General features: G+C 70.6%; 19 protein-coding genes, 1 tRNA gene and 1 pseudogene. 11 read left to right on the plus strand and 10 right to left on the minus strand.

Annotated elements, in window-relative coordinates; translation table 11 throughout:
• Positions 1–90: 90 nt before the first annotated feature.
• Complete coding sequence (locus tag ACFWUY_RS26645) at positions 91–471, plus strand: peptidase inhibitor family I36 protein (RefSeq protein ID WP_384114275.1); 381 nt, start codon at positions 91–93, stop codon at positions 469–471.
• Here the strand turns inward: ACFWUY_RS26645 and ACFWUY_RS26650 are convergent.
• Together ACFWUY_RS26650 and aceE are read right to left on the minus strand one after the other, a co-directional pair.
• Positions 452–1,288 (minus strand): potassium channel family protein, encoded by an 837-nt coding sequence (locus ACFWUY_RS26650; protein WP_384114278.1) that lies wholly within the window; start codon positions 1,286–1,288, stop codon positions 452–454. The genes ACFWUY_RS26645 and ACFWUY_RS26650 overlap by 20 nt on opposite strands.
• 90 nt (positions 1,289–1,378) lie before the next feature.
• Positions 1,379–4,111, minus strand: coding sequence for a pyruvate dehydrogenase (acetyl-transferring), homodimeric type (aceE, locus tag ACFWUY_RS26655; protein ID WP_384114281.1), 2,733 nt, complete (start codon positions 4,109–4,111; stop codon positions 1,379–1,381).
• A 429-nt stretch (positions 4,112–4,540) separates the two neighbouring features.
• Between aceE and ACFWUY_RS26660 the strand changes: the two genes are divergently transcribed.
• The 6 genes from ACFWUY_RS26660 to ACFWUY_RS26685 all read left to right on the plus strand — a co-directional run bounded on the left by ACFWUY_RS26660 (position 4,541) and on the right by ACFWUY_RS26685 (position 8,989).
• A complete protein-coding gene (locus tag ACFWUY_RS26660) occupies positions 4,541–4,963 on the plus strand; it encodes a DUF3052 domain-containing protein (protein WP_384114288.1) in 423 nt (140 codons plus the stop codon).
• A 151-nt stretch (positions 4,964–5,114) separates the two neighbouring features.
• Positions 5,115–5,573 carry a peroxiredoxin gene (locus tag ACFWUY_RS26665; RefSeq protein WP_384114295.1) on the plus strand — a complete coding sequence of 153 codons (459 nt, stop codon included), beginning with the start codon at positions 5,115–5,117 and terminating at the stop codon, positions 5,571–5,573.
• Between the two features lie 159 nt (positions 5,574–5,732).
• On the plus strand, positions 5,733–6,308 hold the full coding sequence (locus ACFWUY_RS26670) for a TerD family protein (protein ID WP_384114298.1): 576 nt from the start codon (positions 5,733–5,735) through the stop codon (positions 6,306–6,308).
• Positions 6,309–6,396: 88 nt separating this feature from the next.
• A complete protein-coding gene (locus ACFWUY_RS26675) occupies positions 6,397–6,972 on the plus strand; it encodes a TerD family protein (protein ID WP_384114301.1) in 576 nt (191 codons plus the stop codon).
• A 29-nt stretch (positions 6,973–7,001) separates the two neighbouring features.
• Positions 7,002–8,147, plus strand: a complete 1,146-nt coding sequence (locus tag ACFWUY_RS26680; RefSeq protein ID WP_384114304.1) for a DUF475 domain-containing protein — start codon at positions 7,002–7,004, stop codon at positions 8,145–8,147.
• A gap of 104 nt (positions 8,148–8,251) precedes the next feature.
• Entirely contained in the window at positions 8,252–8,989 is a 738-nt protein-coding gene (locus ACFWUY_RS26685; RefSeq protein WP_384114311.1) for a Tellurium resistance, read from the plus strand.
• 15 nt (positions 8,990–9,004) lie between these two features.
• Here the strand turns inward: ACFWUY_RS26685 and ACFWUY_RS26690 are convergent, their stop codons facing one another.
• Positions 9,005–9,907: a TerD family protein gene (locus tag ACFWUY_RS26690; protein ID WP_384114353.1), complete on the minus strand. Its 903-nt coding sequence runs from the start codon at positions 9,905–9,907 to the stop codon at positions 9,005–9,007.
• A gap of 176 nt (positions 9,908–10,083) precedes the next feature.
• Between ACFWUY_RS26690 and ACFWUY_RS26695 the strand changes: the two genes are divergently transcribed.
• The 3 genes from ACFWUY_RS26695 to ACFWUY_RS26705 all read left to right on the plus strand — a co-directional run bounded on the left by ACFWUY_RS26695 (position 10,084) and on the right by ACFWUY_RS26705 (position 14,939).
• Positions 10,084–11,268: an HpcH/HpaI aldolase/citrate lyase family protein gene (locus ACFWUY_RS26695; RefSeq protein WP_384114316.1), complete on the plus strand. Its 1,185-nt coding sequence runs from the start codon at positions 10,084–10,086 to the stop codon at positions 11,266–11,268.
• Between the two features lie 18 nt (positions 11,269–11,286).
• The gene (locus ACFWUY_RS26700; RefSeq protein WP_384114319.1) at positions 11,287–14,037 is read left to right on the plus strand and encodes a phosphoribosyltransferase; all 2,751 of its coding nucleotides are present in this window, start codon (positions 11,287–11,289) and stop codon (positions 14,035–14,037) included.
• Between the two features lie 80 nt (positions 14,038–14,117).
• A complete protein-coding gene (locus ACFWUY_RS26705; protein ID WP_384114356.1) occupies positions 14,118–14,939 on the plus strand; it encodes an HAD family hydrolase in 822 nt (273 codons plus the stop codon).
• A 12-nt stretch (positions 14,940–14,951) separates the two neighbouring features.
• Here the strand turns inward: ACFWUY_RS26705 and ACFWUY_RS26710 are convergent, their stop codons facing one another.
• Together ACFWUY_RS26710 and ACFWUY_RS26715 are read right to left on the minus strand one after the other, a co-directional pair.
• Positions 14,952–15,167, minus strand: a complete 216-nt coding sequence (locus ACFWUY_RS26710; protein WP_073806987.1) for a zinc ribbon domain-containing protein — start codon at positions 15,165–15,167, stop codon at positions 14,952–14,954.
• Positions 15,168–15,232: 65 nt separating this feature from the next.
• The gene (locus tag ACFWUY_RS26715; protein ID WP_384114322.1) at positions 15,233–16,537 is read right to left on the minus strand and encodes a hypothetical protein; all 1,305 of its coding nucleotides are present in this window, start codon (positions 16,535–16,537) and stop codon (positions 15,233–15,235) included.
• A gap of 355 nt (positions 16,538–16,892) precedes the next feature.
• Here ACFWUY_RS26715 and ACFWUY_RS26720 point away from each other — a divergent pair.
• Positions 16,893–16,967, plus strand: a tRNA-Val gene (locus ACFWUY_RS26720).
• A 61-nt stretch (positions 16,968–17,028) separates the two neighbouring features.
• On the opposite strand, the gene ACFWUY_RS26725 is transcribed toward ACFWUY_RS26720, so the two are convergent.
• From ACFWUY_RS26725 to ACFWUY_RS26745, 5 genes and pseudogenes are all read right to left on the minus strand, one after another.
• A complete protein-coding gene (locus ACFWUY_RS26725) occupies positions 17,029–18,171 on the minus strand; it encodes a tyrosine-type recombinase/integrase (protein WP_384114325.1) in 1,143 nt (380 codons plus the stop codon).
• The gene (locus ACFWUY_RS26730) at positions 18,171–18,368 is read right to left on the minus strand and encodes a helix-turn-helix domain-containing protein (protein WP_384114328.1); all 198 of its coding nucleotides are present in this window, start codon (positions 18,366–18,368) and stop codon (positions 18,171–18,173) included. The genes ACFWUY_RS26725 and ACFWUY_RS26730 overlap by 1 nt, the downstream gene beginning before the upstream one ends.
• A gap of 85 nt (positions 18,369–18,453) precedes the next feature.
• Positions 18,454–19,842, minus strand: a complete 1,389-nt coding sequence (locus tag ACFWUY_RS26735) for a phage/plasmid primase, P4 family (protein WP_384114331.1) — start codon at positions 19,840–19,842, stop codon at positions 18,454–18,456.
• Positions 19,839–20,729: a DNA primase gene (locus ACFWUY_RS26740; RefSeq protein ID WP_384114339.1), complete on the minus strand. Its 891-nt coding sequence runs from the start codon at positions 20,727–20,729 to the stop codon at positions 19,839–19,841. Before ACFWUY_RS26740 ends, ACFWUY_RS26735 begins: the two co-directional genes overlap by 4 nt.
• Positions 20,730–20,812: 83 nt before the next feature.
• A pseudogene (locus ACFWUY_RS26745) lies at positions 20,813–21,331 on the minus strand (hypothetical protein); the annotation flags it as partial.

The following is a 21,331-nucleotide window of genomic DNA, read 5'->3' on the forward strand; positions in this document are numbered from 1 at the left end:
CGCGTGAACGGGGGCGGCCCCTCTTCCGTCGCCGGGAGACCTCCGCCATTCTCGTGATTACGGAGAGTGACAAAACGGGGGTTCATCAGTATGTACACGAAGACCGCGCTCGTCATCGCGGCCGTCCTGACCGCCCTCCTGGCGGCCCACCCGGCGGCCCCGGCGGCGGCCGCGCCGTCAGGGACCGCTCTCGGGGCCTGCGGCCCAGGGAGGCTCTGCCTCTGGCCGAAGCCCGACTTCAAGGGCCGGGTGGGGACCCACGAGCTGGCCACGACCGACATCGAGAGCTGTGTCGCCCTGCCGCCGGGCACCTCGGCGCAGTCCCTCGCCAACCGCACGGGCCGGCCGGTCACCACGTACCAGTCCGCCGAGTGCGCGGAGGAGGGGGAGTTCGAGACCTACCCGGGACGCGGGACCTGGGTGCCGCAGACGCCCTACGAGGTGAGAGCGTTCAAGCTCTGGGAGCGGTAGGAGAGGGGCCGGCAGGCACGGGAGCGGCGGGAGAGGGGAGGTCCGGCGCGGGGACGTCCGGCGACCCGCCCGGCGCCTCCGCCGGAGCCGAGAGCCGGGACACCTCGGCGCGCAGCTCCCGCACCTCACGGGTCAGGGCCTCCAGGAGCTCGGTCTGCCGCCGTTCCACCGCGTCGTCCCGCTCGAAGCGGGAGATGAACCAGGCCGCGATGTTGGCGGTGACGACACCGAGCAGGGCGATCCCCGACAGCATCAGACCCACCGCGAGGACCCGCCCGAGACCCGTGGTCGGGGCGTGGTCGCCGTAGCCGACCGTGGTCATCGTGGTGAACGACCACCAGACCGCGTCCCCCAGCGTCTTGATGTTGCCGTCCGGGGCGTCCCGCTCGACGTGCAGCACGGCCAGCGAGCCGAACATCATCAGCCCGACGACCGCGCCCGCCACATAGGTGGTGAGCGTGATCTGCGGAGCCATCCGGGCCCGCCGGCCCATGAGGAGGAGCGTGGACACGACCCGCAGCAGCCGCAGCGGCTGCACCATCGGCAGCAGGACCGCCAGCAGATCCAGGGGGTGGGAGCGGACGAAGGCCCAGCGGGCCGGGGTGATCGCGAGCCGGACCAGATAGTCGAGGGCGAAGACCGCCCAGACCGCCCACTCGACATGGGTGCACAGCCGGTGCACCCACGGCGCGGCGCCGGGAGCGACGATCGGCACGGCGTAGGCGATGCCGAACGCCACGGCGAGCACGAGCAGCGGCGCCCGCGTGCGTTCTTCCCAGCGATCCTGGCGATCCCGGCAATCCCGGCGAACCTTCATGCGGGAAATCGTAGAGAACGCCGAAGGGCGGCGGGACCAGGGTCCCACCGCCCCTCACCAGGCGCTCCGTGCTAGGGGGCGTCTCGTCGATCAGGCGTCGCCGCCCGCGGCGCCCGGATCGGCGGCCGCCACGTCGAGCAGCTGGTAGCGGTCCACGGCCTGCTTCAGGACCGACCGCTCGACCTTGCCGTCCCGGGCCAGCTCGGTCAGCACCGCGAGCACGATCGACGGGGCGTCGATGTGGAAGTAGCGACGGGCCGCGCCGCGCGTGTCCGCGAAGCCGAAGCCGTCCGCGCCCAGCGAGCTGTACGTGCCCGGCACCCATCGGGAGATCTGGTCCGGCACCGCCCGCATCCAGTCCGAGACCGCCACGAACGGGCCGTCGGAGCCCCGGAGCTTGCGCGTCACGTACGGGACGCGCTGCTCCTCGTCCGGGTGGAGCAGGTTGTGCTCCTCGACGGCCATGGCCTCGCGGCGCAGCTCGGTCCAGGAGGTGGCGGACCAGACGTCGGCCCGGACGTTCCACTCCTCGGCGAGGATCCGCTGTGCCTCGATCGCCCACGGCACGGCGACGCCGGAGGCCATGATCTGCGCCGGGATCGTGCCCGACTCGGCCGGCTTGAGGCGGTGGATGCCCCGGAGGATGCCCTCGACGTCCACGTCCGCGGGCTCGGCCGGGTGCTGGATCGGCTCGTTGTAGACGGTCAGGTAGTAGAAGACGTCCTCGGCCTCGGGGCCGTACATGCGGCGCAGACCGTCCTTGACGATGTGCGCGATCTCGAAGCCGAACGCCGGGTCGTAGGCGACGCAGGCCGGGTTGGTCGAGGCGAGCAGGTGCGAGTGGCCGTCGGCGTGCTGGAGGCCCTCGCCGGTCAGCGTCGTCCGGCCGGCGGTGGCGCCCAGGACGAAGCCGCGGGCCAGCTGGTCGGCCATCTGCCAGAACTGGTCGCCGGTCCGCTGGAAACCGAACATCGAGTAGAAGACGTACACCGGGATCAGCGGCTCGCCGTGCGTGGCGTACGCCGAGCCGGCGGCGATCAGCGAGGCCGTGCAGCCGGCCTCGGAGATGCCGTCGTGCAGCATCTGGCCGGTCGGCGACTCCTTGTAGGCGAGGAGGAGTTCGCGGTCCACCGCCTCGTACTGCTGGCCGAGCGGGTTGTAGATCTTGGCGCTCGGGAAGAAGGCGTCCATGCCGAAGGTGCGGTACTCGTCGGGGGCGATCAGCACGAAGCGCTTGCCGATCTCCTTGTCCCGCATGAGGTCCTTCAGGATGCGGACGAAGGCCATCGTGGTGGCGATCGACTGCTGCCCGGAGCCCTTCCTGGCCGCCGCGTAGGCCTTGTCGTCGGGGAGGGCCAGCGGCTTGGCCCGCACGACCCGGGTCGGGACGTACCCGCCCAGCGCGCTGCGCCGGTCGTGCATGTACTGGATCTCCTCGGAGTCCCGGCCCGGGTGGTAGTACGGCGGCAGGCCGTCCTCCAACTGCCGGTCGGTCACCGGGATGTGCAGCCGGTCGCGGAAGCGCTTGAGGTCGTCGACCGTCAGCTTCTTCATCTGGTGGGTCGCGTTGCGGCCCTCGAAGTTCGGGCCGAGGGTCCAGCCCTTGACGGTCTGCGCGAGGATCACGGTCGGCTGGCCCGCGTGGGCCTTCGCCGCCGCGTAGGCCGCGTAGATCTTCTTGTGGTCGTGACCGCCGCGCCCCAGGTGCAGGATCTGCTGGTCCGACATGCCCTCGACCATCGCCCGCAGCCGGTGGTCGTCGCCGAAGAAGTGGTCCCGGATGTAGCCGCCGGTCTCCGTGGCGTACGTCTGGAACTGACCGTCCGGGGTGGTGTTGAACTTGTTGACCAGGATGCCGTCGCGGTCCTGCGCGAGCAGCGGGTCCCAGGAGCGGTCCCAGATCAGCTTGATGACGTTCCAGCCGTTGCCCCGGAAGATCGACTCCAGCTCCTGGATGATCTTGCCGTTGCCGCGTACCGGGCCGTCGAGCCGCTGGAGGTTGCAGTTGACGACGAAGGTCAGGTTGTCCAGGCCCTCGCGGGCGGCGATGGAGAGCTGGCCGACCGACTCGACCTCGTCCATCTCGCCGTCGCCGAGGAACGCCCAGACGTGCGACCTGGAGGTGTCGGCGATCCCGCGCGCCTCCATGTAGCGGTTCATCCGGGCCTGGTAGATCGCCCCGAGCGGGCCGAGGCCCATCGACACGGTGGGGAACTCCCAGAAGTCCGGCATCAGCCGCGGGTGCGGGTAGGACGAGAGCCCGTTCGGGAACTTCGACCTCTCCTGGCGGAAGCCGTCGAGCTGCGTGTCGTTCAGCCGGTCCAGGAGGTACGCGCGGGCGTAGATGCCGGGGGAGGCGTGTCCCTGGAAGAAGATCTGGTCGCCGCCGTCGCCCTCGTCCTTGCCGCGGAAGAAGTGGTTGAAGCCGACGTCGTACAGCGAGGCCGAGGAGGCGAAGGTCGCGATGTGGCCGCCGACGCCGATGCCGGGCCGCTGGGCGCGCGACACCATCACGGCCGCGTTCCACCGGGTGGCGTTGAGGACCTTGCGCTCGATCTCCTCGTTGCCGGGGAAGAAGGGCTCGTCCCTGGTGGCGATGGTGTTGACGTAGTCCGAGCTGCGCATCTCGGGCACGGCCACGCGCTTCTCGCGGGCCCGCTCGATCAGCCGGAGCATGAGGTAGCGGGCCCGCTCACGGCCCCGCTCGTCCACGGCCGCGTCGAGGGAGTCGAGCCATTCCTGGGTCTCTTCCGGGTCGAAATCCGGGACCTGGCTGGGAAGGCCGCCAATGATGATCGGGTTGCGATCGGATCCGGGAGCCACGCTCTTCCTTCGCTGTTCGGTGGTGCCCACGGGGCCACGGAGTGGTCGGGATGTCCATCGTGTACCCCGCCGACGCCAGACGTCACCTTTACCGAGGGGTAACCCCCGGGGGGTGTCTCGGGGTGTCTTCCACGTCTTTGGGTGCGCTCAAATCGCAACCTTACGCCCAACCCGCGCATGCGTTTCGTCCGGGCGTTCGGCAGACTGAAACCGCGGAAGCAAGTAAACCGGGATGAATCATGTGTGCCTGATCACGGAGCGGGTATCCGCGGTGCCGGAAGTTGCGGCGAGACGGCCCCAAACGTCACCGTTTCGGCGGTCTCCACGGCCGGGCACTTGCGCGATCCACCCCGGCACGTGTGGACTACGGCCAGCGCCGCGCGCATACGCGCGGCCCACAGCATTTACCGAATGAGCAGGAGGCAAGCCGTGAGCGCGACCGCGGACCACGCGGAGGAGCGGACCAACCCGGCCGGAAGGCTGGGGTTCGAGCCCGGACAGGTGGTCCAGGAGATCGGCTACGACGACGACGTCGACCAGGATCTCCGTGAAGGCATCGAGTCCATCATCGGGGCCGATCTCGTGGACGAGGAGTACGACGACGTCGCCGACGCCGTCGTGATCTGGTTCCGCGACGAGGACGGCGATCTCACCGACGCCCTGGTGGACGCCATCGGTCTTCTGGAGGACGGCGGCACCATCTGGCTGCTGACGCCGAAGACCGGCCGCGACGGCTACATCGAGCCGAGCGACATCAACGATGCCGCGCAGACAGCTGGTCTCTCCCAGACCAAGAGCATCAGCGTCGCCAAGGACTGGACGGGCACCCGCCTGACGGCCCCCAAGCGCTGATCACCACGCTACGAGAAGCCCCCGCCGGTCCGCCGGCGGGGGCTTTCGCGCGCGGGCCGGTACGTCGGCGGGGGCTTTCGCGCGCAGGCCGTAGGGTGGGGTTCACCGATTCGGCCCAAGGGCAGGGCTCCGTCGAAGGGATGCGTACGCGATGGCGATCGAGGTCGGGGCCGAGGCCCCGGATTTCGAGCTGAAGGACAACCACGGGCGCACCGTGCGGCTGTCCGACTTCCGCGGCGGGAAGAACGTGGTGCTGCTCTTCTACCCCTTCGCCTTCACCGGTGTCTGCACCGGCGAGCTCGGTGAGCTGCGCGACAACCTCCCGGCGTTCGTCAACGACGACACCCAGCTCCTCGCCGTCTCCAACGACTCCATCCACACCCTGCGCGTCTTCGCCGAGCAGGAGTCCCTGGACTTCCCGCTGCTCTCCGACTTCTGGAAGCACGGCGAGGCCTCCCGCGCGTACGGCGTCTTCGACGAGGAGAAGGGCTGCGCGGTGCGCGGCACCTTCGTGATCGACAAGGAGGGCGTGGTCCGCTGGACCGTCGTCAACGCCCTCCCGGACGCCCGCGACATCGGCGAGTACGTCAAGGCGCTCGACGCCATCTGAGCCGCCGTCGGCCGGCATTCCCCCGTTCGTCGGCGACATCTCCGATTCGTGGGGCGAATCGACTGTTTCGACCGGGAACCCGTCACTAGGATCCAGTCGTTGATCCGAATGCCAACGCACGACCGGGGGCGCTGCCCCTGAAAACCTATGGAGGGACTCGTGGGAGTCAGCCTCAGCAAGGGCGGCAACGTCTCGCTGACCAAGGAGGCCCCTGGCCTCACCGCCGTGACCGTCGGTCTGGGCTGGGACGTCCGTACCACCACCGGCACGGACTTCGACCTCGACGCCAGCGCCATCCTGGTGACGGACGAGGGCAAGGTCCGCAACGAAGGGGACTTCGTCTTCTTCAACAACCTGAAGAGTGGCGACGGCTCCGTCGAGCACACCGGTGACAACCTCACCGGTGAGGGCGAGGGCGACGACGAGCAGGTCAAGGTCAACCTGGCCACCGTGCCGCCGGAAGTCACCAAGATCGTCTTCCCGGTCTCGATCTACGACGCCGAGAACCGCCAGCAGTCCTTCGGCCAGGTGCGCAACGCGTTCATCCGCGTCGTGAACCAGACCGGCGGCACCGAGATCGCCCGGTACGACCTCTCCGAGGACGCCTCGACCGAGACCGCCATGGTCTTCGGCGAGCTGTACCGCCACGGTGCCGAGTGGAAGTTCCGTGCCGTCGGTCAGGGGTACGCCTCGGGCCTGCGCGGCATCGCGCAGGACTTCGGCGTCAACGTCTGAGCCGAACCGTTCGAACCGTCCGGCGCCGCACCTCTCGTGCGGCGCCGGACGTGCCTGTGCCTCATCACCACCGGGGAGGAACCGAATCATGGGCGTCACGCTCGCCAAGGGAGGCAATGTCTCCCTCTCCAAGGCCGCACCCAACCTCACCCAGGTCCTCGTGGGGCTCGGCTGGGACGCGCGCTCCACCACCGGAGCCCCCTTCGACCTCGACGCCAGCGCCCTGCTGTGTCAGGCCGGACGGGTCCTGGGAGACGAGTACTTCGTCTTCTACAACCAGCTCCGCAGCCCCGAGGGCTCCGTCGAGCACACCGGTGACAACCTCACCGGCGAGGGCGACGGGGACGACGAGTCCCTGATCGTGGACCTCTCCCTGGTGCCGGCCCACTGCGACAAGATCGTCTTCCCGGTGTCGATCCATGACGCCGACAACCGCGGCCAGAGCTTCGGCCAGGTCAGCAACGCGTTCATCCGTGTGGTGAACCGGACGGACGGGCAGGAACTCGCCCGGTACGACCTCTCCGAGGACGCCTCCACGGAGACCGCGATGATCTTCGGCGAGCTCTACCGGTACAACGGCGAATGGAAGTTCCGGGCGGTCGGTCAGGGGTACGCGTCGGGGCTCCGGGGCATCGCTCTAGACTTCGGGGTCAACGTTTCGTAAAGCCAAGCAGTTTCACGATGGGGTAGAGAGTGGTTCTGAAAACCTTCGGCTGGTCGTTCGCCATCACGGCGCTCGGCCTGGCCTTCGCCGCTTGGCAGTGGGGGTGGGAGGCGTTCGGGGTCGTTCTGATCCTGTCGATCCTCGAGATCTCGCTGTCCTTCGACAACGCGGTTGTCAACGCCGGAATCCTGAAGAAGATGAATGCCTTCTGGCAGAAGATCTTCCTCACGATCGGCATCCTGATCGCCGTGTTCGGCATGCGACTGGTCTTCCCCGTCGCGATCGTCGCCATCAGCGCCAAGGTCGGCCCGATCGAGGCCGTCCAGCTGGCCCTGGACGACCCCGATCGGTACGAGGCCCTGGTCACGGACGCCCACCCGGCGATCGCCGCCTTCGGTGGAATGTTCCTGCTGATGATCTTCCTCGACTTCATCTTCGAGGATCGTGACATCAAGTGGCTCGGCTGGCTGGAGCGCCCGCTGGCCAAGCTCGGCAAGGTCGACATGCTGTCGGTCTGCGTCGCGCTCATCGCCCTGCTCGTCACGGCGATGACCTTCGCGACCCACGCGCACACCAGCGTCGGCCACGTGGACAAGTCCGCGACCGTGCTGCTCTCCGGCGTCGCCGGCCTGATCACGTACCTCGTCGTCGGCGGTCTCTCCGGCTTCTTCGAGAACAAGCTGGAGGAAGAGGAGGAGCGCGAGCACGAGGAGGAGGAGAAGGCCAAGGCCGAGGGCAAGCCCGTCTCGGCGGTCGGCCTCGCCGGCAAGGCCGCGTTCTTCCTGTTCCTGTACCTGGAAGTGCTCGACGCCTCGTTCTCCTTCGACGGTGTCATCGGTGCCTTCGCCATCACCAACCACATCTTCTGGATGGCGCTCGGCCTCGGCATCGGCGCCATGTACGTCCGTTCGCTCACGGTCTACCTGGTCCGTGAGGGCACCCTGGACGACTACGTCTACCTGGAGCACGGCGCGCACTACGCGATCGGCGCGCTCGCCGTCATCCTGCTCATCACCATCCAGCACGAGATCAGCGAGCTCATCACCGGCTCCATCGGTGTGGTCCTGATCGCGCTCTCCTTCTGGTCCTCCGTCCGCCGCAACAAGAAACTCGCGGCTGCCGAGGGCGGGTCCGGTTCTTCCGGCGACAAGACCGAGGTGTCCTCCGGGGTGTGACACCCCCGGCGACGAGGAACGCTTCACTGCGGGGCGGTCGGTGCACCCGGCCGCCCCGCAGGCATGTGCGGTGGTGGTGACGACCAGTGGGGGGTGAAGGCGGCATGGCCTTCTGGGACAACCTGTTTCCGGCGAGGACGGCGCAGTTCGACTCGGGCAACTCGGCGTCGAACTCGATCGACCTGACGAGACGGCGCCCGTCCGTCTCGCTCACCAAGCAGGGCGCCGCCACCGGCAACCTCCGGGTCAACCTCTCCTGGCGGATGCGGACCTCCGACATCGAGGGCCGCTCCCGGCAGAGCGGACGGCTCCTGCGCAACCCCTCCAAGCTCTTCAAGCCGGAGGTCGTCCAGGCCCACACCCAGGGCATGGTCAACGTGGACCTGGACCTCGGCTGCCTCTACGAGCTCACCGACGGCAGCAAGGGCGTGGTGCAGCCGCTCGGCGGCTTCTTCGGCGACCTGAACACCGCCCCGTACGTGAAGCTCAGCGGGGACGACCGCTTCGGCGGGTCCTCCGGGGAGACGATCTTCGTCAACCTGGACCAGAAGGACGAGATCAAACGCCTGCTGTTCTTCGTGTACATCTACGACCAGACGCCGGCCTTCGACCGTACGCACGCCAAGATCACGCTCTACCCGAGCAACGGCCCCCGGATCGAGATCGAACTCGACGAGCGCGCCCCGCAGGCCCGCTCCTGCGCGGTGTTCTCCGTGGACAACACCAAGGGCGAGCTCACGGTCCGCCGCGAGGTCCGCTTCGTCTACGGCTTCCAGGCCGAACTGGACCGGTTGTACGGCTGGGGGCTCCAGTGGGGACGCGGCTACAAGACCAAGGCCTGACCCTTGCCCACGTCCTCAGGACCGGACGAACTGGGGGCCCATGGGCGGCATCCGGAACTCCGGCGACGGGTGCTGCTCGGGGGCGGCCACCGGTTGCGGATAGCCGTACGCGGGCGCCGGCGTGTTCACCGGCTGCTGGGGGTATCCGTAGGCGGGCGCCCGGTCGGGCACGGGCGGCGGCACGGTCGGCCGCGGGGGCACGGGGGTGTGGACGAGGGTCAGGTCGAGGTCGGGGGAGCCGGGAGCGGCCGTCGCGCCTTCCTGGGCCTCCTGGGCCCCTTCCTGGCCGTCCTGCCGCCCGCCGTGGTCTCCCTGCCCCGTTTGGCCGTCCTGCGCGTCCCGGGAGTCCTGCGAGTCCTCGGCGTCCTCGTCGACCGAGATGCCGAAGTCGGTCGCGAGGCCGACGAGGCCGGTCGGATAGCCCTGACCCACCGCGCGGAACTTCCAGGTGTCCCCGCGCCGGTACAGCTCGCCGCAGATGACGGCCGTCTCCTCACCCGTCTCCGCCGTCACGGCGAACAGGGCCAGCGGCTCGCGCTCCGGCCCCGGGGTCGCGTCGTACAGCAGGATCCGCAGGTCGGAGACGGACTGAAAGGTGCCGCCGTCCGAGGAGGCCGCGATCACCACCCGGTCGACCGAGGCGTCCAGGGCGCCCAGATCGGCCTCCACCGTGTCCGTCAGGCCCTCGGGGTCCCGCTTCTTCGGCAGCCGCCGCACCAGGCCCGAGGGGTGGCGCGGCTGGTTGTAGAAGACGAAGTCCTCGTCGGACCGCACGCGACCGGAGGGCCCGAGCAGCAGAGCCGAGGCATCCACGTCGGGGACCCCGGGGCCCGGGGTCCAGCGGAGCACGGCCCGTACGGCCGCGGTGTCGAGAGGGACGTTGGAGCCCTTCAGCATCGCGTGCGTCATGACCGTAATCCTGCCCTCCCCGCCGACCCGCGGACAACGCGGGGGCACCACCGATACCGGGCCGAGACGACAGATGCCGACGAGTTACCTGGATTTCATGCGTGAATGGAACTGCGGACACCCGCACCTACGTACTATTACCGGCCACATGTCGTCAGATCGAGAAAGGCAGACAGGGGACTTATATGCGGCATTTCGGGCACATCCCGTCCGCGACACGGGCTGGGCTGTTCCACCGCGAGCCGGCGGCGTTCACGGCCGACTCGCCCGCACGCACGCTCGCCGTGGCCCTGGGGGCCACGCTCTACAGCCCGGCCACCCGGCCGCGGCTCGCCGACGCCGTGCGCAAGCAGGCGGCCCGTGGAGTGGTCTCCATGGTGCTCTGCCTGGAGGACTCCATCAGCGACGCCGACGTCGAGGAGGGCGAGGCCAACCTCGTCCGCCAGTTCGCCGACCTCGCCACCACGACCGTGACGGACGCCGACACCGTCACGGACGTACCCCTGCTCTTCATCCGGGTCCGTGAACCGCACCAGATCACCGACCTCGTCGCCCGGCTGGGCGAAACGGTTCGTCTGCTGTCCGGATTCGTCCTGCCCAAGTTCACCGAGGCCCGCGGCCGCGCCTTCTTCGAAGCGCTCGCCCAGGCCGAGCGGGCGAGCGGCCGGCGCCTCTTCGCCATGCCCGTCCTGGAGTCCCCCGAGCTCCTCCACCTGGAGACCCGGGCCGAGACCCTGGCCGGCATCGCCTCGATCACCGAGAAGTACCGCGACCGCGTCCTCGCCCTGCGCCTCGGCGTAACCGACTTCTGCTCCGCCTACGGGCTGCGCCGCTCGCCCGACATGACCGCCTACGACGTCAAGATCGTCGCGAACGTCATCGCCGACGTCGTCAACGTCCTCGGCCGCTCCGACGGCACCGGCTTCACCGTCACCGGACCCGTCTGGGAGTACTTCCGGCCCGGCGAGCGCATGTTCAAGCCCCAGCTGCGCCGCAGCCCCTTCCTCGAAGGCAGCGCGGAGGACCTGCGCACCGCCCTCATCGAGCACGACCTCGACGGCCTGCTGCGCGAGATCGAACTCGACCGGGCCAACGGACTGCTCGGCAAGACCTGCATCCACCCCACCCACGTGGTGCCGGTGCACGCGCTCTCCGTGGTCAGCCACGAGGAGTGGAGCGACGCCCAGGACATCCTGCGGCCCGAACGGGGCGGCGGCGGAGTGCTCCGCTCCGCCTACACGAACAAGATGAACGAAGTGAAGCCGCATCGCGCGTGGGCCGAGCGCACCCTCCTGCGCGCCGAGGTGTTCGGCGTCGCCAAGGAGGACGTCGGCTTCGTGGATCTGCTCACCGCCGGACTTGCCGGCTGACGAAGGGACGTCGACGACGTGGTGTGGACCGGAACGTGGGTCGCGGAGCGACTGGGCGTCGAACTGATCGGCGACGAGGAGCTACCGGCCCTGTTGGGCCTCGCACTGCGCCGCAACCCCAAGCGGGCGCACCTGCTGGTCTCCAGCGTGCTGGGCAAGCACGTGCCCCAGCGCCCGTCCGTGGTGTACGGCTCCGGCCTGGACCTCGGACGGCGGGTCCGCGCCCTCCTCGGTGACGAGGAGGCCGCCCGCGCGGTCGTCCTCGGCTACGCGGAGACCGCCACCGCCCTCGGCCACGCCGTCGCCGACGGCCTCGGCCTCGCCCCGTACCTCCACTCCACCCGGCGGCCGGTGCCCGGGGTCGCCCGCGCGGGCGGCTTCGAGGAGTCCCACTCGCACGCCACCTCGCACCTGCTGCTCCCGGAGGACCCGAAACTGCTCGCGGGCGACGGGCCGCTGGTCCTCGTCGACGACGAGTTCTCCACCGGCAACACCGTCCTCAACACCGTCCGCGCCCTGCACGAGCGCTATCCGCGCGACCGGTACGTCGTCGTCGCCCTCGTCGACATGCGCTCACCCGCCGACCTCGGCCGCCTGGAGGCCTTCGCGGCGGAGATAGACGCCCGCGTCGACCTGGTCTCCGGCGCCGCCGGAACGGTCCGCCTCCCGGAGGGGGTCCTGGAAAAGGGCCAGGCGCTGGTGGCGGAGTACGAGAGGCCGTACGAGCCGGCGACCCCGGCGACCGGGCCTGACAGGGCACCCGCCGAGGGGACGGCGGGCGCCCACGAGACGGCGGGCGCCGAGGGGACTGGGGCCGGCGCCGGGACGACCGACGCCGCAGGGACGGCACCCGCCGATGCCCGCCGTCCGGCCGTCGTACGCATAGCGCTCGGCTGGCCCGAGGACGTCCCCGACGGCGGACGGCACGGCTTCACGCCGGAGCACCGGGCCGGCCTGGAGGCGAGCCTGCCCGCGATGGCGGCCGGACTCGCCGAGGCGCTGCGTGCCCGGACCGAGACGGAAACGCCGGAGGCGCCGGCTGTTGCGGGGGCGTCTGCCGCCCCGGAGACCCTGGCCGTCCCGGAGACGCCCGTCGCCGCGGGGGAGCCCGCCGCAGGAGAGCCCGCCGCGGGGGAGCCCACCACCCCCGCTCAGCAGCCCGCAGGGCCCCGTGTGCTCGTTCTCGGTTTCGAGGAGCTGATGTACGCGCCGCTCCGCCTCGGCACCGCCCTGGAGGACGCCGGGCTCGACGTCCGGTACTCCACCACCACCCGCTCGCCCGTCCTCGCCGTCGACGACCCCGGCTACGCGATACGCACCCGGCTCGTCTTCCCCGCCCACGACGATCCCGCCGACGGACCCGGCGAGCGCTACGCCTACAACGTGGCCGGCGCCGGTTTCGACGCCGTCGCCGTCGTCGTCGACTCCACCGCCGACACCCCGGCCCTGCACGCCCCCGACGGCCTCCTGGCCCAGCTGGCCGCGCACATCCCGCGCGTCGTCCTCGCCGTCGTCCCCTCGTACACGCCGCATGCGCCGTACGCGCACTCCACGCCGTACGCGACCCAGGCCTCCGATTCCGACGAAGCTCCCGAAAGGAGCTCCATGCTGCCCGAGCCCCTCCGCGGCCCCGCCTTCTCCTCGTACGCGCCCGAGGAGGTCGGCTGGCTGCTCCAGGACCTCTCGGACGTCGAGCTGGAGGCGCCCACCGAGGAACGCGAGGAAGCCATCCAGAGCGGCGGCGCGCACTACGCCGAGTCGCTCCCCGTCGAGTACCAGCCCAGCGCCCGCTACCAGGAGCTCTTCCACACCGCCCTGGAGGCCTCCGCCGCGCGGATCGCCCGCGCCGTCGGCACCGTCACCGAGACCGTCCTCGCCGAACGGCCCGGCCGCCGCCCGGTGCTCGTCTCGCTCGCGCGGGCCGGCACGCCCGTCGGCGTCCTCATGCGCCGCTGGGCGGGGGCCCGCCACGGCCTCGACCTGCCCCACTACGCCGTCTCCATCGTGCGGGGGCGCGGCATCGACGCCAACGCGCTGCGCTGGCTCGCCGCCCATCACGACCCGGCCGACGTCGTGTTCGTCGACGGCTGGACCGGCAAGGGCGCCATCACCCGCGAACTCGCCGACGCGATAAGCGCGTTCGAGGCGACCGAGGGCATCACGGGCTTCGACCCGGAGATCGCGGTCCTGGCCGACCCCGGCTCCTGCGTCCGCACCTACGGCACCCGCGAGGACTTCCTCATCCCCTCCGCGTGCCTCAACTCCACGGTCTCCGGCCTGATATCGCGTACGGTCCTCCGCGCCGACCTCGTCGGACCCGACGACTTCCACGGCGCCAAGTTCTACCGCGAGCTGGCCGGTGCCGACGTCTCGAACGACTTCCTCGAAGCCGTCGCCGCCCGCTTCGACGAGGTGGCCGGGACCGTCGACACGGACGTCAAGGAACTCCTGGCCGCCGACCGCACGCCCACCTGGGAGGGCTGGGCGGCCGTGGAACGGATCAGCGAGGAGTACGGCATCCACGACGTCAACCTGGTCAAGCCGGGAGTCGGCGAGACCACCCGCGTACTGCTCCGCCGCGTCCCCTGGAAGATCCTCGCCAAGCGGGGCGCCGACGCCGACCTCGCGCACGTCCGCCTGCTCGCGGAGCAGCGCGGAGTACCGGTGGAGGAGGTCGACGAACTGCCGTACAGCTGCGTGGGCCTGATCCACCCCCAGTACACCCGAGGGGCGACAGGGGCCGACGGCAAGGCGGTGGTGTCCCAGTGAGTACGACGCAGAGCACGACGGCCGGCGCGACCCCGGGCACTCCTACGATCCCGACGCCGGACGGGGCGCAGACCGTGACCGTGACCGCGCCGCCGAGCACCACGCTGGTCGCGAGCGACCTCGACCGCACCCTCATCTACTCGTCCGCGGCCCTCGCCCTCGGCATGCCGGACGCGCAGGCGCCCCGGCTGCTCTGCGTCGAGGTCCACGAGGCGAAGCCGCTCTCCTACATGACCGAGGAAGCGGCCGGGCTCCTCGCCCAGCTGTCCGACGAGGCCGTCTTCGTCCCCACCACGACGCGGACGCGGAAGCAGTACCAGCGCATCCAACTCCCCGGCACCGCGCCGAAGTACGCGATCTGCGCCAACGGCGGGCACATCCTCGTCGACGGCGTCACCGACGAGGACTGGCACGCCTCCGTCCTGCGCCGGCTCGCCGAGGAGTGCGCGCCGCTCTCCGAGATCCGCGCCTACCTCACCGCCACCACGGACCTGTCCTGGGTGCGCAAGCACCGCGTCGCCGAGGACCTGTTCGCCTACCTCGTCGTCGAGCGGGAACGGCTCCCCGAGGAGTGGCTGCTCCGCTTCGGAGCCTGGGCGGGGGACCGGGGCTGGACGGTCTCGCTCCAGGGCCGCAAGGTGTACGCCGTGCCGAAGCCGCTCACCAAGAGCGCGGCCGTCCGCGAGGTCGCCCGCCGCACCGGCGCCACGCTCACGCTCGCCGCGGGCGACTCCCTCCTCGACGCCGACCTGCTGCTCGCCGCGGACCGGGCCTGGCGCCCGGGCCACGGCGAGCTGGCCGACAGCGACTGGACGGCTCCCCACCTCGACGTCCTCGCGGAACGCGGGGTCGCCGCGGGCGAGGAGATCCTGCGCCGCTTCCGGGCGGCCGCCGCCGTGTGAGGCTCCAGGGGGTCAGCCGCAGCAGCCCCCACCGCAGCAGCCCCCGCCACCGCCCCCGCCGCCGCTCGGCGCGGGGGCGGAGGAGCCGCCGACGGCCACGGCCGAGAGCAGCTTCACGGTGTCGTCGTGCCCGGCGGGGCAGGAGGCCGGATCGGAGGACTCGGCCATGGGACGGCTGAGCTCGAAGGTGTCGCCGCAGGTACGGCAGCGGAATTCGTAACGAGGCATGGGAACAGGCTAGAGCGTGCGGCCACGCACGGACAGGAGCGCCCTCCGGGTCCCGGCCCCCCGGCTCAGTGTCCGGAGCCCCGTTCCTCCCTGATCAGGCCGACGACGTGCGCGGCGGAGGCCCGTACGCCCTCCAGTTCGGTCAGGAAGTGCCAGTAGTCCGGGTGTCGGCCCTCCAGGGCGTCGACGGCCCGGTCGATCCGGGCGACCGCCTCGTCGAGGGGCCGGGCGTGACGCGGGTCGGGAGTGCTCCTGCCGTCCATCGCGAGCCGCTGGGCGTCCCGTACGGCGAACCGGGCGCGGTCGATCTCCACCCGCGGGTCCTTGGCGACGGCGTCGAGGCGACGCAGCCGGTCCCCGGCGGCCGAGACGGCCTCGTCGGTGGAGTCGAGCAGCGCGCGGACGGTGGAGAGCAGCGAGGTCGCGTCGGGCCAGCGCTGTTCGGCGCGCGCCTTCGCCGCCTCCGCGAGCCGCTCATCGGCCTGCCGGAGCGTGTCGGCCGCCTGCTCCGGCACGTGCTGGAGATCCTGCCAGCAGGGCGCGGTGAAGCGCCGCCGCAGCTCCGAGAGGACCGGCTCGACGCCCCCGGTGCGGGTGGTGAGCGCCTCCGCGCGGGTACGGAGGGAGACGAGGCGCCGGTCGATCTCGGCGGCCCGCTCGGGCAGGCGCTCGGCCTCGGCCCGTACGGCTTCGGCGTCACGCAGGACCCGGTCGGCGCGCTGGAGGGTCTCGGGGACGCCGTGCCGGCCGGCGCCCTCGTTGAGCCGGGTCAGCTCGGGTCCGAGGGCGGCGAGCCGGGCGGCGAGGTCATCGGCCCGCAGCCCGTTCTCCCGTACGGAGTCGAGGGCGCCGCTCGCGCCGCGCAGGGCCTGCCGGGCCCGCTCGACGGCGGGGGCGAGCCGGGCGAGCTGCGTCTCGGCGCGGTCGAGCAGCGGCCCGAGGCCCTGCTCGAACCGGTCGAGCTCGCCCTTCACCCGGTCCAGCTCCTCCTTGGCCCTGGTCAGTTCCGCGCGGGCCCGGCCGGCGGTGGCGGCGTCGAGCTCGTCGCGGTCGAGGTCGTGGGCGTCGACGGCACTGATGTAGGTGTGGCTGACCTCGTCGATACGGCGCCCGAGGGCCTCGAAGCCCTCGACGGCGCGGCGCGCCTCGGGGGAGCTGTCGACGGCGGTGATGGTCTCGATGGAGATGCGCAGTCCGCGCTGTGCGGTGTCGAGCTCGTAGAAGGCGGAGGCGGCGGCGTCCTTGGCGGCCTGCGCCTCGGCCCGCTGCCCCTCCCCGCGCCCACCGAACCAGCGCCGGGTACCGCCCCCTGCGAAGGCATGCGGCACCAGGGCGCCGACGAGCAGGGGCAGAACGAGAACGAGCCGCAAACCGGAGCCCGAACCTCCGGAGCCCGAACCCCCTGCCCGCCGGGTCCCGGCCCCCGTGCGAGCCGCCCCCCGGCTCCGCGCGTCGCGACGCCGGACGCCGCTGGCCTCCCTAGCGTCGCTCGCCGCCACGTACCTCTCCCCGTACTGTGTCCGCCGTGCCCGGTCCGGTTCATTCTCCCACCCGGTAAGGACGAACACACGGGCCGATCAGTTCACCCCGAAGCCGAGAACCCCACCAGGACGAAAAGTAACCGTCCGACCACACACCGCCCCACCGGACGGCGACGCCCCGCCCGCGCGGGGTATCCGTTTGCGGCACCCACCGGTGCGCCATGTAGGCTGTTGCCTCTTCCACGGGTGCGTAGCTCAGGGGTAGAGCGCTGCTCTTACAAAGCAGATGTCGGCGGTTCGAAACCGTCCGCGCCCACCAGCACAAAGGCCCCGCAGCTCATCACTGCGGGGGCCTTTGACGGTAGAGGCTGACGGCAGTCTCACTCGGGACGGCGCCGGCGGAGCAGTCGGTCCATGTGTCCCATCGCCTCCCTCCGGCGCTCGTCGGAGACGTGGGTGTAGATGTTCATGGTGACGGCGATCTGCGAGTGTCCCAGGATCTCCATCACGACCCGCGCCGGCACGCCCGCGGCGAATAGGAGCGTCGCGCACCCGTGCCGGGCGTCGTGCAGCCGGATCCGGGGGAGCCCGGCCGCCTCCCCGATGCGCTGGAACGAACGGCTGAGGTTCATCGGCTCGACCGTGCGGCCGGTACGCGTCGTAAAGACGTAGTCACTGTCCTGCCAGTCCTGCCCCGCCGCGTCCCGCTGCGCGGCCTGGCGGAGCCGCTGCCAGCGCAGCGGGGGCACGCACATGAGGGGGAGAGGGACGACGCGGCTCCGACGGTTCTTCGTGGAGTCCGCGTACAGCTCGTTCTGCACCCGCTGGATCTGGTTTCGCACGGTGAGGGTGCGACGCTCCAGGTCGATGTCCGACCAGCGCAGCCCGAGAACCTCCCCGCGGCGCAGCCCGAGAGCCACGGCCAGGACGAACGCCGCGTACAGCGCGTCCCCCCTCGCTGCCTCCAGGAAGGTCGTCGTCTGTTCTAGGTCCCACGGCTCCAGCTCCCGCTGCTCCACCCGCGGGGCCGGTACGAGCTTGACCACGTTCCGGCTGATGAGTTCCTCCCGGCAGGCGGCGCTGAGAGCACTGCGCAGGACTCGGTGCGACTCCTTGGCCGTGGCCGGAGACGCCTTGGCCGAGACGGCGGCGAGCATCCGGCGCACATCCGCCGCCCCAAGGTTCTCCAGGCGCTTGGTCCCGATGTTGGGGATCAAGTAGAGACGGACATGAGTCTCGTACTTCGCGTACGTCGTCTTCTTACGATCGTCCTTGACGAACTGCTCCAGCCAGTACGGGAGCCACTCGGAGAGCTTGGCTGAGCGGGTCGGGGTCGGGATGCCCTGGCGGTCCCGGCGGACGAGTTCCTGCCGCTTGGCGTCGCACTCCTCCCAGGTCGCGCCGTACACCGTCTTCCTCTTCCGAGTGCCGTCCGGCTGCGGGACGTACACGCGGGCTTCGTAGCGGCCGTCCTTGCGCTGCCAGATGCTGCCAGCGCCGTTCGGGTTCCTCTTGCGCGCCATCAGGCGGATTCCTCCAGGCGGTTGTTCATGTAGGTGCGGAGTGCGTCGAGGGGGATGCGACGGCAGCGGCCTTCGGTGTAGCTGGGCAGGGCGTGGGATCGGATCAGGTCGTAGACCTTGCCGCGGCTGAACTTCAGGGCGGCCATGACCTCAGGGACGGTCACGGCGGTGTGACTGGTCGGGATCGGGGTCGTCAAAGCAAGCCTCCTCGGCTCCTTCTTGAGGGGCGAAAAAGTTGGAGTGACATTGCGCTGAGTTGCGACTCATCGCGACTCAAGCGACTCAGAGAGTCGGTTTTAGGGCGATTCCGGCGTATGTGGCCACCTGTCGGCCGTACGCGTCGCGGGGTCGGGTGCGGTGGAGCTGGGGGACGACAGAGAGCAGGTTGCGGCCGAAGAGCTGCTTGGTCCCGATGGCCCTCACACCGTTGTCCTCGGCCCACTCCCGCCAGGCACCCCACAGCGCGTCCACGGGGACCTCGCAAGCGGGGCCGGTGGTGCAGCGCTCCCGGACGAACGCGGAGGTGGGCGAGGCGGTGTCCTGCATCATCGTGACCGCGTCCTGCGAGGAGGCCGGCTCGGTGATCCGGCCGACGTGCTCCAGGCGGGCCAGGCCGTCGAGAGCCCAGTTGATGATGCCGGGCATCTCCGCGGCGAGCTTGCCGGTCAGCTCGGTGTCCTCCTTGCCGAGCCAGGAGACGGTCATGTTGAGGACGATGAACCGGCGGGCGATGACGCCGGAGGAGTCACCGAAGTTCGGCAGCTCGTTGGTCAGCACCATGAGCCGGGTCGGCAGCTTCCCGGTCCAGGGCTCGCGGTATTTGCGGTCGATGTCGATGGTGTCCTCGCCGGAGATGGTCAGCAGCCGTTCGACGACCTGGCCGCCGTCGCCGGAGAGGCGAGCGTCGGAGATGACGGCGAGCGGCTTGCCGATGAGAGTGGAGAGCCCGAAGTTCGTGCCCAGGCCGGCGAGCGTGGGCCCGGCCAGGTTTTCCTTGCCGACCAGCTCTTTGAGGATCCGGGCGATGGTGCCCTTCCCGGAGCGGGAGGGCCCTTTCATGAGCAGGATCTTCTGCTGGTCGGTGCGCCCGGAGAGCACGTAGCCGAACCACTCCTGAAGGGCGGCGATGGACTCCGGGTCGTCCGGCCAGATCCCGGCCAGGAACGCCTCCCAGGTGGGGGCGGTAGCGTCGGAGTCGTAGTCGTAGGGGACGGAGACGAGGTTGAAGAAGCCGGGGCCGTGCGGCAGCAGGACCCGGTCCCGGATACGCAGCAGCCCGTTCTGGCAGGCGACGATGGGGCTGGTGTCGTGCTTGCCGCTCTCGCCGTCGACCCAGGACGGGGTATCGGTCTCGGTGGACATGAAGGTGATCGCACTCAGCGCGTCGAGCAGGTTGCTGATCTTCGTCTTCGTCGGTGCCCACTCCCGCATCTCGGGGAAGCCATCTTTGTCGGTGCCGGCGCAGAAGGTGGCGTGCTCCAGGCGCGTGTAGAGCCCGGCGCGCATCTGCTGCTCGTCGTACTCCCGCCAGCACGTTCCGGTCCAGCGCATCCACGATCCGCGCCAGCGGCGCAGTCGCAGGTGTCCGTCCTGGGTGTGCCAGTCGGGCACGAGCCGGCGGGCGACGGCGAGTGGGTTGGACGGCGAGGGCAGCTCCTCGGCCGCGCTCACGCGACCACTCCCAAGACGGCGCCCATGCCGTTGGTGACGGCGCGGCGGGCGTAGGGCTCGGGGACGCCGACGGACACGGCGGCGTCGATGATCTGCGCGCCCAGGCTGCCCAGGTCGCACGGGCCGGGGCAGGCAGTGTGCTGCTTGGCCAGGAACCGGGCAACCCCGTAGGCGGCCGTGCCAGCGCCGGTCTCGCGGTGGGCGAGGATGCGGGCGAGGCCGCGTTCCAGGCCGGTGCGGACGTAGACGTCGGTGTGGCGGCAGCCAGTGGCCACGCTCCGATCCCACCGGGTTGGGGCGGAAGAGTCCAGGGCCCCGGGGGCGGGGGTGGATTCTTCCTTCTCCATCAGGGCGAAGACGACCGGGGGCAAGAGGGTCATGGTGCCGGTGCCGGGGCCGAGCCAGCGGGCGTAGGACATGAGGGACTTGATGTCGACGCCATCCCGGACGTGGTTGGCGGAGGGCATCGTGCCTCGGTAGATCCAGTGCTCCCCGCGCGTTGTGCCTACGACGCGGGTCGGGGGCAGGCTCTTCCGGGCCCAGGTGACGGCGGAGGTGTCGTCGAGGTCGACCACGGTCACTCCGGCGCCGCCCGGATGGTAGGCGACGACCCCGGCACGGCGCCACGCGCTCGTCCAGGCTGGGGAGGTAAGGACGTGGGGGTCGGTAGTGGCGGCGGCCCAGGCGTGGCAGGGACGGGGGCAGGTGCAGGGGCCGGGGGTCTTCATGTTCGGCCGTCCGCCACACGCGTTCCTCGCGCAGGTGGAGCAGTTACCGAAGGGGCCCTTGTCGGCCCGCAGCGGCAGTACTGGAACCCCACTGGCGGCGAGGGAGAGCGCGTTGTCCAGGACGTTGCACTCTCGCCGGATGGGGATCGGATGAGTCATGCTGAAGACCTCCAGGTCAGCTAGATCGGGAGTGAGGGCGGCCCCGGCTTTGGCGAGACGGGGGCCGCCCTCGGTCGTGCTGGTCAGGACGCAAGGTCGGGCTGATGCCAGGTGGGCAGGCCGTCCAGCACGCGGGTGCGCCAGCGCAGGGCGTAGTCCAGGCAGTTGGCGCAGTTCTTGTGGGTGTGGTCCGGGAGTGGGGGGCGTTTGCGGGCGTGGTAGCTCCAGGCCAGGGAGTCGGCCGAGGCCAAAAGGTGGCCGACCCGGGCCAGGCCCAGGGTCTTGAACCCGAAACCGTGCAGACGCAGCCCGTGGGCGGCCATGGCGGTGACGATGGCCGCGCCCTCGGTGGTGGACTGGCGGCGGCAGACCGAGCCAAGTCCCACGACCGGTTCGGCCCGCAGGTCCACCCCGGCCTTCTTGTAGAGCTCCCGGCAGTGCTCGTACTCCGGGATCGTGTTGCCCTGCAGGGTGGGGATGATCCGCAGGTCGGGTGCCAGGCTGCGCAGGTCGAGGAAGTTGTTCACCGTGCGCCGCTGGTGCTCGACCACGCTCAATCCGGTACCAGCGAAGCGCAGGGGTCCGGCCTCTCCGCCGTGGAT

The sequence above is a fragment of the Streptomyces sp. NPDC058664 genome, assembly GCF_042716635.1.
Taxonomy (GTDB): Bacteria; Actinomycetota; Actinomycetes; order Streptomycetales; family Streptomycetaceae; genus Streptomyces.